The 16,115-nt window shown below is 31.3% G+C and carries 15 protein-coding genes; 12 read left to right on the top strand and 3 right to left on the bottom strand.

From position 1 onward, the window contains the following. Positions 1 to 8: 8 nt before the first annotated feature. Positions 9 to 1,127, bottom strand: a complete 1,119-nt coding sequence (locus SCLAR_RS00815) for a hypothetical protein (RefSeq protein ID WP_100254058.1) — start codon at positions 1,125 to 1,127, stop codon at positions 9 to 11. An 86-nt stretch (positions 1,128 to 1,213) separates the two neighbouring features. Here SCLAR_RS00815 and SCLAR_RS00820 point away from each other — a divergent pair, with 86 nt between their 5' ends. Further along, entirely contained in the window at positions 1,214 to 1,969 is a 756-nt protein-coding gene (locus tag SCLAR_RS00820) for a hypothetical protein (RefSeq protein WP_100254059.1), read from the top strand. On the opposite strand, the gene SCLAR_RS00825 is transcribed toward SCLAR_RS00820, so the two are convergent. Then, a complete protein-coding gene (locus SCLAR_RS00825; RefSeq protein WP_100254060.1) occupies positions 1,966 to 2,505 on the bottom strand; it encodes a hypothetical protein in 540 nt (179 codons plus the stop codon). The two genes, SCLAR_RS00820 and SCLAR_RS00825, sit on opposite strands and share 4 nt — an antisense overlap. Positions 2,506 to 2,676: 171 nt before the next feature. Between SCLAR_RS00825 and SCLAR_RS00830 the strand changes: the two genes are divergently transcribed. From SCLAR_RS00830 to tuf, 6 genes are all read left to right on the top strand, one after another. Next, a complete protein-coding gene (locus SCLAR_RS00830) occupies positions 2,677 to 3,402 on the top strand; it encodes an ABC transporter ATP-binding protein (RefSeq protein ID WP_100254061.1) in 726 nt (241 codons plus the stop codon). Beyond that, the gene (locus tag SCLAR_RS00835) at positions 3,389 to 4,321 is read left to right on the top strand and encodes an ABC transporter permease (protein WP_100254062.1); all 933 of its coding nucleotides are present in this window, start codon (positions 3,389 to 3,391) and stop codon (positions 4,319 to 4,321) included. Before SCLAR_RS00830 ends, SCLAR_RS00835 begins: the two co-directional genes overlap by 14 nt. 287 nt (positions 4,322 to 4,608) lie before the next feature. After that, positions 4,609 to 5,028 carry a 30S ribosomal protein S12 gene (gene rpsL / locus SCLAR_RS00840; protein ID WP_025363570.1) on the top strand — a complete coding sequence of 140 codons (420 nt, stop codon included), beginning with the start codon at positions 4,609 to 4,611 and terminating at the stop codon, positions 5,026 to 5,028. Between the two features lie 64 nt (positions 5,029 to 5,092). After that, positions 5,093 to 5,560 (top strand): 30S ribosomal protein S7, encoded by a 468-nt coding sequence (gene rpsG, locus SCLAR_RS00845; RefSeq protein WP_100254063.1) that lies wholly within the window; start codon positions 5,093 to 5,095, stop codon positions 5,558 to 5,560. 24 nt (positions 5,561 to 5,584) lie between these two features. After that, positions 5,585 to 7,654, top strand: coding sequence for an elongation factor G (gene fusA / locus SCLAR_RS00850; RefSeq protein WP_100254064.1), 2,070 nt, complete (start codon positions 5,585 to 5,587; stop codon positions 7,652 to 7,654). Positions 7,655 to 7,773: 119 nt separating this feature from the next. Continuing rightward, positions 7,774 to 8,961 (top strand): elongation factor Tu, encoded by a 1,188-nt coding sequence (tuf, locus tag SCLAR_RS00855; protein ID WP_100254065.1) that lies wholly within the window; start codon positions 7,774 to 7,776, stop codon positions 8,959 to 8,961. 360 nt (positions 8,962 to 9,321) lie between these two features. On the opposite strand, the gene SCLAR_RS00860 is transcribed toward tuf, so the two are convergent. Continuing rightward, positions 9,322 to 9,675 (bottom strand): hypothetical protein, encoded by a 354-nt coding sequence (locus SCLAR_RS00860; RefSeq protein ID WP_100254066.1) that lies wholly within the window; start codon positions 9,673 to 9,675, stop codon positions 9,322 to 9,324. A gap of 313 nt (positions 9,676 to 9,988) precedes the next feature. On the opposite strand from SCLAR_RS00860, the gene SCLAR_RS00865 reads away from it, so the two are divergent. From SCLAR_RS00865 to SCLAR_RS00885, 5 genes are all read left to right on the top strand, one after another. Beyond that, entirely contained in the window at positions 9,989 to 11,218 is a 1,230-nt protein-coding gene (locus SCLAR_RS00865) for a M17 family metallopeptidase (protein WP_169921829.1), read from the top strand. Positions 11,219 to 11,248: 30 nt separating this feature from the next. Then, a complete protein-coding gene (locus SCLAR_RS00870) occupies positions 11,249 to 11,845 on the top strand; it encodes a GIY-YIG nuclease family protein (protein ID WP_100254068.1) in 597 nt (198 codons plus the stop codon). 240 nt (positions 11,846 to 12,085) lie between these two features. Further along, positions 12,086 to 13,420, top strand: a complete 1,335-nt coding sequence (locus SCLAR_RS00875) for a M17 family metallopeptidase (protein ID WP_100254069.1) — start codon at positions 12,086 to 12,088, stop codon at positions 13,418 to 13,420. Positions 13,421 to 13,472: 52 nt separating this feature from the next. Beyond that, the gene (locus SCLAR_RS00880) at positions 13,473 to 15,323 is read left to right on the top strand and encodes an ABC transporter permease (RefSeq protein ID WP_100254070.1); all 1,851 of its coding nucleotides are present in this window, start codon (positions 13,473 to 13,475) and stop codon (positions 15,321 to 15,323) included. Between the two features lie 2 nt (positions 15,324 to 15,325). Then, entirely contained in the window at positions 15,326 to 16,105 is a 780-nt protein-coding gene (locus SCLAR_RS00885) for an ABC transporter ATP-binding protein (protein ID WP_100254071.1), read from the top strand. Positions 16,106 to 16,115: the final 10 nt, after the last annotated feature.

The raw sequence follows: 16,115 nt of genomic DNA on the forward strand, positions 1-16,115 counted from the left end.
GTTTGTTTCTAAAATTTAATGATTTTTGGGTACTTCTCTCTTAATTTAGTCTTTAAGGTTTCATAACCAAGCTCCTTATATTTGACTTGATAGCTTTTCACAGCTTGGTTGCGTACTTTGTTTTGTGAATTGATAGCAATTATGATAAAACCAATCAGAATAAAACATGACAAACCAACCAAGATTTTTAAACCAATATTCATACTGACTTTATTTTCAAGATAAATTCTGTCTGCTTTTGATTTGACCAATTCTTTTAATTCCTTAATTGCTCCAGGATCTGTTTCTTTGCGAAGTGCATCCCTTAGAAATGCCTCAATAAAGTAGAGTTGGAGAGCAGTCAACCCATAAAAAATAGTTAAATCTGCAATAGGTTCAGGTTGTTTAACAATTGGTCTAGGTTTTAATTCTGGTATGAATGCTGGTGGAACTTCAACCTCTTTTGGTTTAGGTTTAGGAATCTCAATATAGGTAATATTTTGATTTTGTACTGGAATTTCAACTTTTGGTGTAGTAATTACTGGTGGTGCTTGGGGAACCTCTTGTTGAACAGGTTTTGGCAGATCAATTACAGGCTTAACAGCAGGTGTAGCCACTGTTGGGCGAGGAGTTCTTTTTAAACTAACATTTAAATTTTCTCGCTTTGGTTGAGTTTTTGGGTCAAAATCAAGCTTTCTACCAGTGGCTTTCCAATCATTATCAATTAAATCTTCAATATTTGATTGTTTGTGATCTCCAACAAAGCTTGGATTGGGTTTTGGTGGTGATTTTGTAGCCTTTTTAACAAAAACTAAAGTATAGTTAGTTTCTCTTTCAGAAAGGCTTGATCCTTGTGCTTGAATTTGAATATTATCCTCTAAAAATAATTGTAAGAGCACATTCTTTAAAGTTGGATTAGCAATTAATGCACCAGGTAGTGTATTATAGAGTTGTTGCACACTAATAGTGAGACTTTTTTGAATAGCATTTAAGAGATCTTCTTTGGCCTGTTGGTACTGAACTGAATTGCGATCAGTTGTAAAATTTGGACCCACTGTATTGGTGATACCTCTTTCTTTTAAAGCATTACTGCGACAATAATCTGCTCATTGTAAGAAGTTTCTTGAATTACTTTCTCCTCAAATCATAATTTTTTCCTCCCTTTTTTGTTGTTATAAGATAATTATAATAAAAAATAAGGTATTATTTAAATGTATAGAAAAGAGTTTTTAATATGAATCAAATAAAGCCAATTGAATATGAAAGTATCATTGTTAAAGTGGTAGATGATGTTTATAAAAATTTTAAAGACAATTGTGGGAATGAGTTTGAAATACCAGATAATATGGATGAATTTTTCAAAAATAATCAAGAATTAAAAACCCGATCAGATTTAGATGCATTGGGAGTGGCTTTGGATAAAACCTTTAGTGATTGAAAACCAAATGATAACAATCTTGATAAATCAATTCTTTTAAATCATTTAATGTCTGTTTTACAAAGTGCAGTTATTGCTATCTTATCATTTGAAAGTTCATTAAAAAATGAAGCTTTACCAGTTGGAACTGTAACCACAAAAGTTGGTTTAGACTTAATTGTAGCTACTGCAGTCCAAATTGTTGGCCAAAAATCAATTGAACTTGTTAAAGGTTTTGATGAATTGGAATTAAAGAATGACCCTTTAATTATCTTTGATAAGTTAAATAAACTAGTTAATCAAATAAGTGAACTGCAAGCAGAAACTGCTTTTGCCAAATTAATGGATAATTTAATTGAATACATTAGAACCTTTCAAGTTTGTTATCAAAAACTATCAGAAGTTCAAACTGATGAGTTTACAGCTGCACGTATTAAAATGTTTATGCGTTATTTAGATACAAACTACTTGTTCATTTTTGCTCTAAGAATTGTGTTAACTTATCCATACCAAGAGGGGTTGATTGAACCTGAGGTTTTCAAAAATATTATCCCTAAAATAGAGCTATTCTAATTATTAGTGACTGTTTGATAAAAGTGCTGCACAAAACTTAGTGCTTTATTGGGATGTAAAGATTGCATGTTGAACTCAAGTTCAGCAAAATCACTACTAAAATTTAAGAAGAGATTATTACCATCAACTGTAATATAAATTAATTTTTGTAGTTGTTCACTTTCATCAGCAATTTCTTCTAGATTTAAGTTATACTCAATTACAAATTTTTTTAATGCCTTAATATGATTATTTTTAGTTTGGACCATAGCACTCCAAGAAACTTGATCTAATTCTTTTAAAAGTTTATTACGCTCAATCGTTAAATTTCAAGCTAATTCACCAAATTCATCACGTTGAGCATCAATTGCTTGAACTGCTGCTTGGGTTATAGCCACTGCTGCTAAGCGATTTGTTTCAACAGCCTCATTGGCTTGATTTAGGTCAAAATTTGTCAAATCATGTTCAGTTTCTGTAAAACTTAAATAGTTTTTAGCTGTTAGATTTTGCTTTAATCTTTCAAGTTCAGTTTTTGTTAAATTAGTTTGTAATTTCATAAAATTATCTCCATTTCTCTCTTATTTAACCACAGTAAATATGAAAAGAATTTGCAAAGGACCACATATAATAAGAAAAGCTATGTATGAGGTGCTTTAAAATAATCAAAAATTTGATATACTAATAATGTGGCTTAAAATATTTTAAAATATCTAAAAAGGAGGAAAAAAATGCTTGTTTCAAAAGATATTTTTAAAGAATATAGTAAAAATGCTGGTAATTTTGGAATCTCATTAACTGTTAATGATGGAGAAGTTTATGGAATTATGGGGCCAAATGGAGCTGGTAAATCGACTTTTATTAGACAAATTTTAGGTTTTATCAAGCCAGATAAAGGCGAAATTTTAGTTCATGGCTTAGCTCCATATAAGAATTCAGAAAAAATTATGGATTTTTGTGGTTATATCCCAGGAGAAATTGCACTGTATGATGGTTTAAGTGGACTGGAATATTTAAAAATAGCAGCAAAACTTAAAAGCAATATTGAATGAGAATTTGTTGAAAAACTAATAGATTTTTTTGGATTAGATGTAAAAAGGAAAATAAAAAAAATGTCTAGTGGTATGAAACAAAAAGTAGCAATTATTGCTGCTGTTGTGCATAAGCCAAAGTTTTTAGTGCTTGATGAACCAACAAGAGGTTTAGATGGTGCTGCCACTGAGCAATTTAAAGATTTAATTCTAAAATTTAAAAATGAATTTCAAACAACAATAATATTTTGCTCACATATTTTTGATGAGATATTAAAAACATGTGATCGAGTTGGTTTCATTAGTGAAGGTGTACTGGCTAGAGAGTTTGAGATAAATGATTCTAGCACAGATGAAATCCAAAAAGAGTTTATCAGGGTATTTAAAACAAAAGCTGTGGGGGAATTATTTGATGAAAATATTTAATGTCATTGCAAGTCATTTTAAAATTCACTGAAGATTAATTCTAACATTTTCAATAATTTGAACTGTTTTTATGCTAACAATGCTGCTACTTCCATTATTATCAAAAGGTTTTTCAATTGGTAATGGAGTTTTGTGAGAACGTCAAACAACAGAGGATAGTGGAAGTCATGGTAGAAACTTAGCAATGACTTCAATTTCTCTTTTACATAGTTTTTTATTTAATGGTCTAGGGATTGTTTTTTATGGGCTAACTGCAGTTATTTTTATTAATAAAATTCTATTAAAAGAACTGCATACTGGCCAAATTTCACTTTGATTAACTCAACCTATCTCAAAAGCAAAAATTCTCATTTCCAAAATATTATTTTTAATCTTAGTTTTAACAATTACTTATTTTCCGGCATATTTGATAATGATTATCATTTCAAGTCAAGCTGTTGATGTTAAGGAATTGATATTAAATGTTATTCTTGGGGGATTGCAAATCTATATTTTTATAATTATGTTAGCTTTGATTTTTGTAACAATTTCTTTGCTTCTATCTGAAAAAGCAATTGTTGCAAATGCAATTTTCACAATTTTATTATGTTACTTTGTTTTTATTTTTGCTCTACAAATTGTAGCATTGATCACTCAAATGAAAAGTAAAATTCTTGATGGTTTTTTAAATTATGGAGGTTTACACATCTTTATTACAAATGTGTTCCAATATAATGATGATTTAGATCCAATTGTTTTTGAAATTGGAAAACCAATTATCACTGATGATGGAATTTATACATATTGAATAGAAAGAACTCAAATGAAAGAAATTAATCAAGCCCTATATTGAACCTCAACAGTCTTAATGATGGGGATTACTCCAACACTTGGTTGAGTTTCAACAGTTCTATTCAAAAAAACTAGTTTTAATATTTAAAAGATTTGAAAACATTAGCACAGAAGAGATTCTTAAATCTCTTTTTATTTTATGGGTTTAAAATAAAAAATATTTCTCAAGAAGATTGTTAGCTTTGCAAAACATGGAGTATGATAAAAGTATTTAAGAACCAACTAAGTACAGAGTGGGTTTACTCCTGAGCAGTACTTTTATTGTTGAAAAAAACAAAATTTTCACAAAAATCTATACAATTGTACCTGATTTAATATATAATATATTTTGTGTGTAGACAATACACTCGGTATTGTGGAAAGGAGGAAGTCACAATGGCAACAATCAATCAATTAGTTAGAAAACCAAGAAAAGCAAAAACATGAAAAACTAAGGCTCCTGCTTTAAACAGAGGAGTTAATACTTTACTTAAAAAAGTAACTAGAATTTCATCGCCTCAAAAAAGAGGAGTTTGTACAAGGGTTGCTACTATGACACCTAAAAAACCCAACTCTGCTTTGCGTAAATATGCAAGGGTTAGATTAACTAATGGAATGGAAGTTACAGCTTACATTCCAGGAGAAGGACACAACCTACAAGAACATAGTGTTGTTTTAATTCGTGGGGGAAGGGTTAAAGACTTACCAGGGGTACGTTACCACATTATTCGTGGAACCTTAGATACTACTGGGGTTAATGGAAGAATGCAATCTCGTTCACTTTATGGAACTAAAAGACCAAAAGAAAAAAAATAGTAATTTAAGAGTGTAAATACACAGTTAATAGCAGTCAAATAAAAGTAGAAGGGAGCAAATTATTATGCGTAAACACCAAGCTGAAAAGAGAGATGTTCTACCAGATCCAGTTTATAATTCAAAGTTAGTTACTAGAGCAGTTAACAAAATTATGCTAGATGGAAAACGTGGAACAGCTCAATCAATTCTATATAAAGCTTTTGAGCAAATTGAAAAGAAGACTGGAACAAGTCCAATTGAAGTTTTTGATAAAGCAATTGAAAACATCAAACCACATTTAGAACTTAAAGTTCGTCGTATTGGGGGAGCAAACTACCAAGTTCCAATTGAAGTTTCAACAGATCGTAAAGTTACCTTAGCATTGAGATGATTAATCAATTACTCAAGACTAAGAAATGAAAAAGAAATGGTTGACAGACTTGCTAATGAAATTATTGATGCATCAAATGGAGTTGGTGGATCAGTTAAAAAACGTGAGGATACTCACAAAATGGCAGAAGCTAATAAAGCCTTTGCACATTATCGTTGATAAAAACAGATATAAGGAGAACATAAAATGCCTAGAGAATTTAGTTTAGAGAATACTCGTAACTTCGGTATTATGGCCCATATTGATGCTGGTAAAACAACTACAACAGAACGTATTTTATACCATACTGGTAAAATTCACAAAATTGGTGAAACTCATGAAGGTGAGTCACAAATGGACTGAATGGCACAAGAACAAGAACGTGGTATTACAATTACTTCTGCTGCAACTACAGCATTTTGAGCAGGACACCGATTTAATATCATTGATACTCCTGGTCACGTTGACTTCACAGTTGAAGTTGAGAGATCTTTAAGAGTGTTAGATGGTGCAGTTGCTGTTTTAGATGGACAAAGTGGAGTTGAACCTCAAACTGAAACAGTTTGAAGACAAGCAACCACTTATAAAGTTCCCAGAGTTGTTTTTGTAAACAAAATGGATAAAACAGGAGCTGACTTTATTTACTCAGTAAAATCAATTGGGGATCGTTTAGGAGCAAAAGCTTCACCAATTCAATTACCAATTGGTGCTGAAGATCAATTTTCAGGAATCATTGACTTAGTAGAAATGAAAGCTTGACATTATGATGGAGCAGCTGATGAAGTTGCAAAAGAAATTCCCATCCCTGCAGATTTACAAGCTCAAGCTGAAGAGCTAAGAGCACAACTTGTAGAAGCTGCAGTTGAATATGATGAAGAATTAATGATGAAATTTTTAGATGGAGCAGAAATAACAATTCCAGAATTGAAATCTGCAATTCGTAAAGGGGTAATCTCAGCTGAGTTTTTCCCAGTGCTTGCAGGATCTGCTTTCAAAAATAAAGGAGTTAAATTATTGTTAGATGCCATTGTTGATTATCTACCAACTCCTTTAGATGTACCCTCAATTAAAGGGGTATTGCCAAATGGTGAGGAAGCTGAAAGACATGCCTCAGATGCAGAACCATTTTCAGCCTTAGCATTTAAAATTATGACAGACCCATTTGTTGGAAAATTAACATTCTTTAGAGTTTACTCAGGAATCTTAAGCAAAGGAAGTTATGTCTTAAATGCTACAAAAGACAAAAAAGAAAGAGTTGGACGTTTATTAAGAATGCATGCCAACAACCGTGAAGAAATTGAAGAAGTTTATGCTGGAGATATTGCTGCTGCAGTTGGTATTAAAGATACTACAACAGGAGATACTCTTGCAGATGAAAAACACCCAATTATCTTAGAATCAATGGTGTTTCCAGAACCAGTTATCCACTTGGCTTTGGAACCAAAAACAAAAGCAGACCAAGAAAAACTTGGTGTTGCTTTAAATAAATTGTCTGAAGAAGACCCAACATTTAGAACTTACACAGATGAAGAAACAGGGCAAACAATCATTGCTGGTATGGGTGAACTACACTTAGACATTATTGTTGACCGTTTAAAACGTGAATTTAAAGTTGAAACAAATGTTGGAGCACCTCAAGTTTCATATCGTGAAACAATCCGTCAAGCTGCTAAGGTTGAAGGAAAATATGTTAAACAATCAGGAGGACGTGGACAATATGGTCACGTTGTGATTGAATTTGAACCAAATACAGATAAAGGGTTTGAGTGAATTGACAAAATTGTTGGGGGAAAAATCTCAAAAGAATACATCAATGCTGCCAGAGTAGGGCTAGAAAATGCCTTACAAAATGGGGTCTTGGCTGGATTCCCAATGATTGATGTTAAAGCAACCATTGTTGATGGATCATACCATGATGTCGACTCAAATGAGATGGCATATAAAATTGCAGCTTCATTAGCATTAAAAGAAGCTGCTAAAAAAACCAATCCAGTGCTATTAGAACCAATTATGTCAGTTGAAGTTACTGTTCCTGATGAATACTATGGAGATGTAATGGGTAACATTTCATCAAAACGTGGTTTAATTGAAGGTTCAGAACAAAGAGGAAATGCACAAACTGTTAAAGCAAAAGTACCATTATCTGAAATGTTTGGTTATGCAACTGAATTGAGATCATTTACTCAAGGACGTGGAAATTATACAATGATTTTCAGTCACTATAACGAAGCTCCAAAAAGCATTGCTGAAGAAATTATAAAAAAATCTGGAAAATAGTGCTTTTTAACGGGCAGAGATGCCCAAGAAAATCAATAAAATCTATTGTAATTTAGATAAAAAAAAATTAAAATTAAGTATGACATTTGGTCATATTTAAATGAAAGGAAATGAACAAAATGGCAAAAGAATCATTTGACCGTAGTTTACCACATGTTAACATTGGAACAATTGGACACGTTGACCACGGTAAAACTACTTTAACAGCAGCAATCACAAAAGTATTGGCTGCAAAAGGAGGAGCAGAATTTAAAGATTACGCAAACATTGATAATGCTCCTGAAGAAAGAGAACGTGGGATTACAATTAACACAACTCACGTTGAATACAAAACAAGCAAAAGACACTACGCTCATGTTGACTGTCCTGGTCACGCCGATTATGTTAAAAACATGATTACTGGAGCTGCACAAATGGATGGGGCTATCTTAGTTGTTGCTGCAACTGATGGACCAATGCCTCAAACTAGAGAACACATCTTGTTATCAAGACAAGTTGGAGTTCCAGCAATTGTAGTTTTCTTAAACAAATGTGACATGGTTGATGATGCAGAATTAATCGACTTAGTTGAAATGGAAGTAAGAGAATTACTAAGTGCTTATGAATTTGATGGAGATGGAGCACCTGTTATTAGAGGTTCAGCTCTTGGAGCATTAAATGGTGAACAAGACTGAGTTTCAAAAGTTGAAGAACTAATGGATGCAGTTGATGACTACATTCCAACTCCTGCTCGTGATAAAGAAAAAACTTTCTTAATGCCAGTAGAAGACGTCTTTACTATTACAGGACGTGGAACAGTGGCAACTGGAAGAGTTGAACGTGGAGTTGTTAAAGTTAACGAAGAAGTTGAAATTGTTGGACTAGTTGAAGAACGTAAAAAAGTTGTCGTTACTGGACTTGAAATGTTTAGAAAATTACTTGACTTTGCTGAAGCTGGAGATAATGTTGGAGCCTTGTTAAGAGGGGTTGACAGATCTGATATTGAACGTGGACAAGTTCTTGCAAAACCAGGAACAATTAATCCACATACAATATTAAAAGCTCAAGTTTATGCTTTAACTCAAGAAGAAGGTGGACGTCACAAACCATTCTTTAACAAATACCGTCCTCAATTCTACTTCAGAACAACTGATGTAACTGGTGAAGTTACTTTACCAGCAGGTACTGACATGGTTATGCCTGGGGACAACGTTGAATTAGAAATTACTTTAATTAAACCAATTGCTGTTGAACAAGGTACTAAATTCTCAATCCGTGAAGGTGGAAGAACTATTGGTGCTGGATCAGTAGTTTCAATTGTAAAATAATTAACAATATAAAACATTAAAACTAGTGTCTTTGACACTAGTTTTTTTGACTTGAAGCCTGACTTGCAATTCAAGTTATTTAGGCGCAAATTATTGGCAAAATCTTGTTGAACTCACCAAAGTTTAAAAAACTTATAAGAAAAAAATTCAACTTACAATATGTTTCAAAAGCTGGCAAGCATTTTATAATTAAATTCAACACCCAACACTAGCATTAGTAGATTTGCATCTATGATATTTAATTTAATCCTCACATAATTTTTAATGAGAGCCTGGAGAAAACTACTTTGGTAAAAATTAATTTTCTTGCATCTAAGACTAGCTCACTATAAAAGGTGTGAATAAAAAAAATAGCTAATGCTATTCTTCATTATAATCAAGACCTAAGATGTCTTTAAAGTAGGCAATATATTGATGTTTATAACCAGATCATCACTTGTTTTGTGTATTGTCAAAAGTACCGTCTTTAAAGTAAAATGTTATTTTACATATTCCTTCTGGAAGTGCTTCTTCTAAAGAATATCTTTCGACTTTAGTTTTATCAATAATAGTAATGCCTGAGTTTTCAAAATTTGTTCCTGGCTTACCATTAGTCCTATCTAAGCTATATACTTCTACCATATTATTCTCTTTTCCACATGATACAACAGTTGCTGGAATACTTGTCAAGGCAGCAACTGGCATCATTTTTAATATAAATTTAATCCCACTCATTCAATTTCCTCCTCTTGATAGCTCTATAATATCAAACTTACTAGATTATTTAAAGAGCTAGGTTTTTTAAAAATTTCTAAATCTAAGTTAAATGTTTTAAAATTTAAAGTGACTAATGAAATTCCTGATGCATCTAAATATTTTAGGTGTTTTTTAAATTGTAAAATGCAGCTGTTGGTGTTATTATTTTTATATAAAAAGTGAGGGAATTATGATAACAAAAAATTTAAAAACAAATTTTTTAAAGCTCAGTGCCTATAAAAAAAATACAAAATCTAGTTTGTTTATTCAAAAAACCGGACAGACAACACTAGTGGATACAGAAAAAACTTTATACATTTGTTTAACTGAGGCAACCACTATTAGAAAGATACAAACTATTATTAAAAAATTTGTCAAACAGAACAAGTATGACTTAAATATTGACTTAGATTCATTTGTGGAAGTTTTTCAAAACAACATTGACTTAATGCAAGCAGTTATTGAAACTTTAATGTATCAAAATCATCCAGTATTAAGTATGAAAACTACACAAAAAACTGAACCAAGTTTTAACTTTTTAGTTTCTGAAACCTGAGCTTCATTATTTTCTGAGCTAGCTTTAAAAACTGAATTTAGCAATTTTGCTAGAGATCTACAAAATCTTCCACCAAATATTGCCACTTCAATTAAACTTGCAGAATTAATTGAACAAAAGGCAAATGAAGTTGGGGGTATTAAGACTACAATCCTTAATAAAACTGAAATCCAGAATTTAAAAATGGAGTTGTTATTGGCTGTCAATGCTGGGTCAAAAATTGAGCCAAGAGTAGTAGTTTTAGAATACGTTGGAGATCCAAAAGCACCAAAAGTTGCTTTGGTGGGGAAAGGTATCACTTTTGATAGTGGAGGATATAATTTAAAATCTTCACCTTATATCAAAGATATGAAGTTTGATATGACAGGAACAGCTGTGGTTTGTGGTGCTGTAATGGCCTTAGCAAAAGCTAAAGCAAAATGTAATGTGGTTGCAATTGCAGTGTTAACAGATAATAGAATTGGTGAAACTGCCATGTTACCAGAAGCAATTTATCAATCAATGAAGGGTTTAACTGTTGAAATTACCAATACAGATGCTGAAGGCAGATTGGTTCTTGCAGATGGAATCACTTATGCTTTACAAGAACAAAAAGCCCAAAAAATTATAACTGCAGCAACTTTAACTGGTGCAATCCGCATTGCTTTGGGAAGATGATTTGTGGGTATGTTTAGCAATAATGACAAATTCTGTGAAGAATTTAGCACAGCAAGTCAAAAAGCTCAAGAATATTGTTGAAGATTACCACTACTAGAAGAGCATTTAGATGTAATGAAACGTTCAAAAATTGCAGATCTAGTTAACTCTGAACCTGGTGCTGAGGCTGGTTCTTCAACTGCTGCAGCATTTTTACAAGCCTTTGTAGAAGATAAACCCTTTATTCATGTTGATTTAAGTGGAGTGGGGCGTCTTGAAAGCGAAGGCACAGCACCAATGTTAAAAACAATTTTTGAACTACTAAAATAACAATACTTAAGTTGATAAGGAGTTTTTCTGATGATCTATAATCGCAAATTTGTTCAAATTATGAAGATTAAAAATTCTCGCTCTTTAGAATATAAGGCTCTAAACATTAACTATTGTACAAAAGTTTTAAATCAAGTAATTAAAAATAAAAAAGTTTATGATATGAATTCAGTTTTTGAACTTGAAAAGGATTTACAAGGAGTTTATCTGATTTTTGCACTTGATAGCCAAAACAATTTAAAAATGAGTTACATTGGTGAATCAACTGACATTCAAACTCGATGAAAAAAGCATCTCTATCACTTAAAGAACAAAAATCGTCCAGCTGCTAGGTTAAGAAAACTTGAATCAAACATAAGCAATTTAAGATTTGTAATTTTAGCACTAACAGATAGTCAAAACCAGAGGTTGAAAACCGAAACATATTATATTTATACTTTCAAGTCACGCTTTATTAGTGCTAATTCAAAAATTGCTAATAATAAAATGCGTTGTAATTTTGGACATGGAGTTAAAAAAACATTTCTAACTTATTCAGAAATTGATGGCAAATTTAGGCTTGAAATTTATGGTTGTTGCTGAAATAAAATGTGCCAAGATAGATTTTTAATTGATAAAGAAAATTAATTTGAGGTGAACCTCATTTTTTTTATAAAAGTTCAATAAAATTTTGCCTTGATAATAATGCATTCTTATAACCTGGCGATGCTTGATAAACCAACTTAAAGTCAAGAACTAGATTGAGGATGATTATTTTTATCATATTTTTAGCATTTATGAAAATTAAAAACTTTTTTAATCTTAAAAAAGCAACAACAAAAATTAGTGGTAGAATTAGTAGGTATATTGAAGGGAGAGTAATTACTAATGATTACTATTAATAAAAAAAACAATGAAATTACTTTAAAAGCAATTTCAAAAGACTCAAAAGTTGATCCATTGGTTATTTTAGAACCAGGTGTGGCAACTTTAATTTCAAGTGAAAAAACTATTTATCTTTGTATTGAGGTGACAGATTGTTGTGAAGATTTAAAAAGCACAATTGAAAACTATATCATAGCAACAAAATATAATCTGAACATTGATGTAGATTCATTTGTAGCCTTATTTAAAGACAAAAATGCTGCTTTTCAAGCTGTTGTTGAAACAGTTATGTTTGCAGCACATAAACAAATTGAAATGAAAGTTAAAGAAACTACAGAAAAACAATTTGATTTAGGTTTTGATGCAAAATATCAAGATCTATTGAAAAACTCAGAAATTAAATTGGAATTTGTAAACTTTGCACGTGACTTACAAGATTTACCACCAAATGTAGGTACATCAGTTGAGATCGCAAACAGAATTGAAACAAAAGCAAAAACAGTTGCTGATGTTAAAATTTCAATTTTAAACAAAAAACAAATTCAAGACCTAGACATGGGCTTATTTTTAGCAGTTAATGCTGGATCAAATGTAGAACCAAGACTTGTAGTATTGGAATACACTGGTGACCCTAAAGCTAAAAAAACTGCTCTTGTTGGAAAGGGAATTACCTTTGACACTGGGGGATATAACCTAAAACCATCAAATTTCTTAGAAAACATGAAATTTGACATGTCAGGTGCTGCAATTGTAAGTGCAACAGTGATGGCCTTAGCAAAAGCAAAAGCAAAATGTAATGTTGTTGGAATTGGTTTACTAACTGACAACAGAATTGGGGGTACTGCTACTTTAACTGAATCAATTGTTAAATCAATGAATGGTCAAACAGTAGAAATCACCAATACAGATGCTGAAGGAAGATTGGTTCTTGCAGATGGTATTACTTATGCAGTGCATAATCAAAAAGCAGAAAGAGTAATAACTGTAGCTACATTAACAGGAGCAATTGATATTGCTTTAGGAAAATGATTTACAGGAACTTTTTCAAGTTCAGATGAATTCTACAGTGAATTTGTTACAGCTGCTTTAAAAGCACAAGAACCAATTTGAAGACAACCGTTAATTGAAGGACATTTAAAAGCAATGAAATGTTCAAAAATTGCTGATTTAGTTAACTCTGAACCAGGAAGACAAGCAGGTTCTTCAACTGCAGCTGCATTTTTAGACTCATTTGCAGAGAAAAAACAATACATTCATTTAGATATTGCCTCAACTGCTGATCAAAGTAAACGTGGAAGAGCTCCAATGACAAGAACAATGTTTGAATTGTTAAAATAAATCCTTTAGATTAATTTATACATAATTTTAGATAATTTGGAGGGTTGGTTGAATGAGAAGTTTTTACGTAATTTATAAGAATAATTTACAGAAATTTTATAGAAATAAATTTAATATCATAGCATGTTGTGCTGTTTTTGGACTAACATTATTTGTCAATATATTAATGTTTCTTTTCTTTACCAAAATGCATATGCCAGTATTATCAATCTCATTGACTATAGTTTTATCTTCAATATTTTTGACTATATACAATGTCAATAACATTACAAGAACAATTATCAGTGATAAACACGGGGGCGTTGAAAGTATTCAATCACGTCGTGGTGTTAAAGATCCAGTTATTTTCTTTTCAAAGTTTTTAGCAATTAAAACAATAACTTGATCTTACATCATTTTAGTTTATTTAATGTATATATCTTTAGCAGAAATTTTTGGAGTTTTAAATATTTATTATGTTTTAACAACATTATCTGTTGGGATATTTGCTTTGTTTCCTTTGGAGTTTGTAATTTCAGGGATGACTTATTTTTTCGCAACAGCAACATATAGTAACAAAAAATCAATTCCATTTACATGAATTTTTATAACTGTTATGTCTTGCTTTTGACTATTTGCTGGTCTACCAACTGCAATTGGTGGTCTATTTTCTAATCAAGACCAATTTGATACTGGACGTGTCTACAGGTTGTATGAATTAAGAAAAAAATACCCAGATGGACTTGCTAGCGGATTGCTTGATGGTGATTTAAATAAATTATTTAAATCAGAAAGAGAGTACAGCGATAGTATTTATTCAACTGATAATATTTCAAGTTTTATTGGCGGTTTAAAAATTAGAGTTGTAAAAAATGAGGAAACATTTTATCGCCCAATTTATTCAAATAACAATTTTATATTTTCTAATTATAATGAGTGAGCCCTGACTAAGGGAGGAATGATTTTAGAATTATCAGAGCAAGCAACTGGAGGTAGTCTTTCACCTCTAAGTGATTTTATGAAACATTTTTTAGGTGACCTTGTTTACTTGGATGAGGATTCAAATTTGGGTTTTTATTTTACTAATTATGGAGACTCTTGTGGTAGCACTTGCTATTACAATCTACTTAAAAATAACTTTTTAATAAATTTTGTTAAAAGCATAGCAATCCAACCAGAAGGGAATGCTAAAATCAAGCTTCATAAAGATTCATACTTTGGCAGTCAAACTCGTCAAAGCTTTTCAGGTGATGACCAATATGAAGCGGTACTAGATAATATCAGCTCTAAAAATGAGTTTTTAAAACTATTTTTAGAAGCTAATAATAAAAAAATGTACGAAGATGAGTTGAAAGAAATTGTAGCAATTTTAAAAAGTCACTATCTTTACCAAAACACATTTAAAAAATACTATGAGCAAGACAGTACTTTTCAAGTTGATGGTGATGAATATGACCGCTCATATCATAAATCTTACGACTACGATTTAAAATTTGAAAGCTGAGCAGGTGATTCAAAATATTCTGCTTCTTCAAGATTGGTTTTAGGAAACATCTTTAGTATCATATTATCAGGTCCTGCTACATATGATGATGGAACAACAAGAGAATTCAAAAACAAACTTTTAAATATCAATGATTTTGCAAATCCCTTTGCCAATTTTTACAATATGGTTCTTTACTCAGGTAAGTCAGATTATGATAGTAGCATTATTCAATCTGGTTCACAATTAATACCACTGGCAAATCGTTATTTACCAATTTTAGAAGAAGATAGTAATGGGAACAAGAATTTAGTTTTTGCTAGAAAACCATTACCTATCGTTATCAATTACATTAGCTGAATTGGAAGTTCATTAATTTTACTAGGATTAAGTTACTGAATGTTTTCAAGAAGAAAAGTTAGAAACATAAGTGAGGTGTAATTATGTTAGAAATTTTAAAAGTTACAAAATTATTTCCTAGTAAAAAAAGTGACATTGAAAATCAAAAAGTCTTATCAAAAGATCAAAAAGGTGTGTTAAACTTTAGCATTGCAATTAAACCAGGAGACATTTATGGTTTAGTTGGAGATAATGGTGCAGGTAAATCAACCTTAATTAAAGCAGTTTTTGGTGAATACAAAAGAGATGGCGGGACAGTTGAAATTGATAAAAATTCAATTTATACTGGTGATAATTTACAAAGAATTAGTTATTTCCCAGATCAAAGTGTTTTCCCTAAAGACTTATCTTTAAAGGAATTTTGTTTAATGGATTCAGAACTCGCTGGAATGAAACCAAAAGTTGCCTTAGAAAAATTTGCTAATTTATTGGCTTCACTTGATTTAGGGGACAATATGAACAAAAAATTCCGAGAATTATCTGCCGGAATGCAAAAGAAAGCCTTACTGGCAGTAACCTTAGTGACAGATCCTCAATACATCTTTTTAGATGAACCGACTGCTAACTTAGATGTTCAATCAAGAATTGAGTTCATCAACATTATTATGAAATTAGCAGAAAAAGGAATTGGGATACTAATCACCAGTCATATCATCGATGAGCTGCAAGAAAGTATTAATAAACTAACCATCATTGAAAATGGAGTTCAAGTTTATAACAATGCTTTTGATAACAAAACCCAAAGAGTTGCAGATATTTATAAGAAAGTGACTACAGGTAAATCAGTCAATGCCCAAGACATTGTTGATTATATCTATAATTAGGAGGGAGAAA

Source organism: Spiroplasma clarkii (assembly GCF_002795265.1).
In the GTDB taxonomy this organism is placed as follows: Bacteria; Bacillota_I; Bacilli_A; order Mycoplasmatales; family Mycoplasmataceae; genus Spiroplasma_A; species Spiroplasma_A clarkii.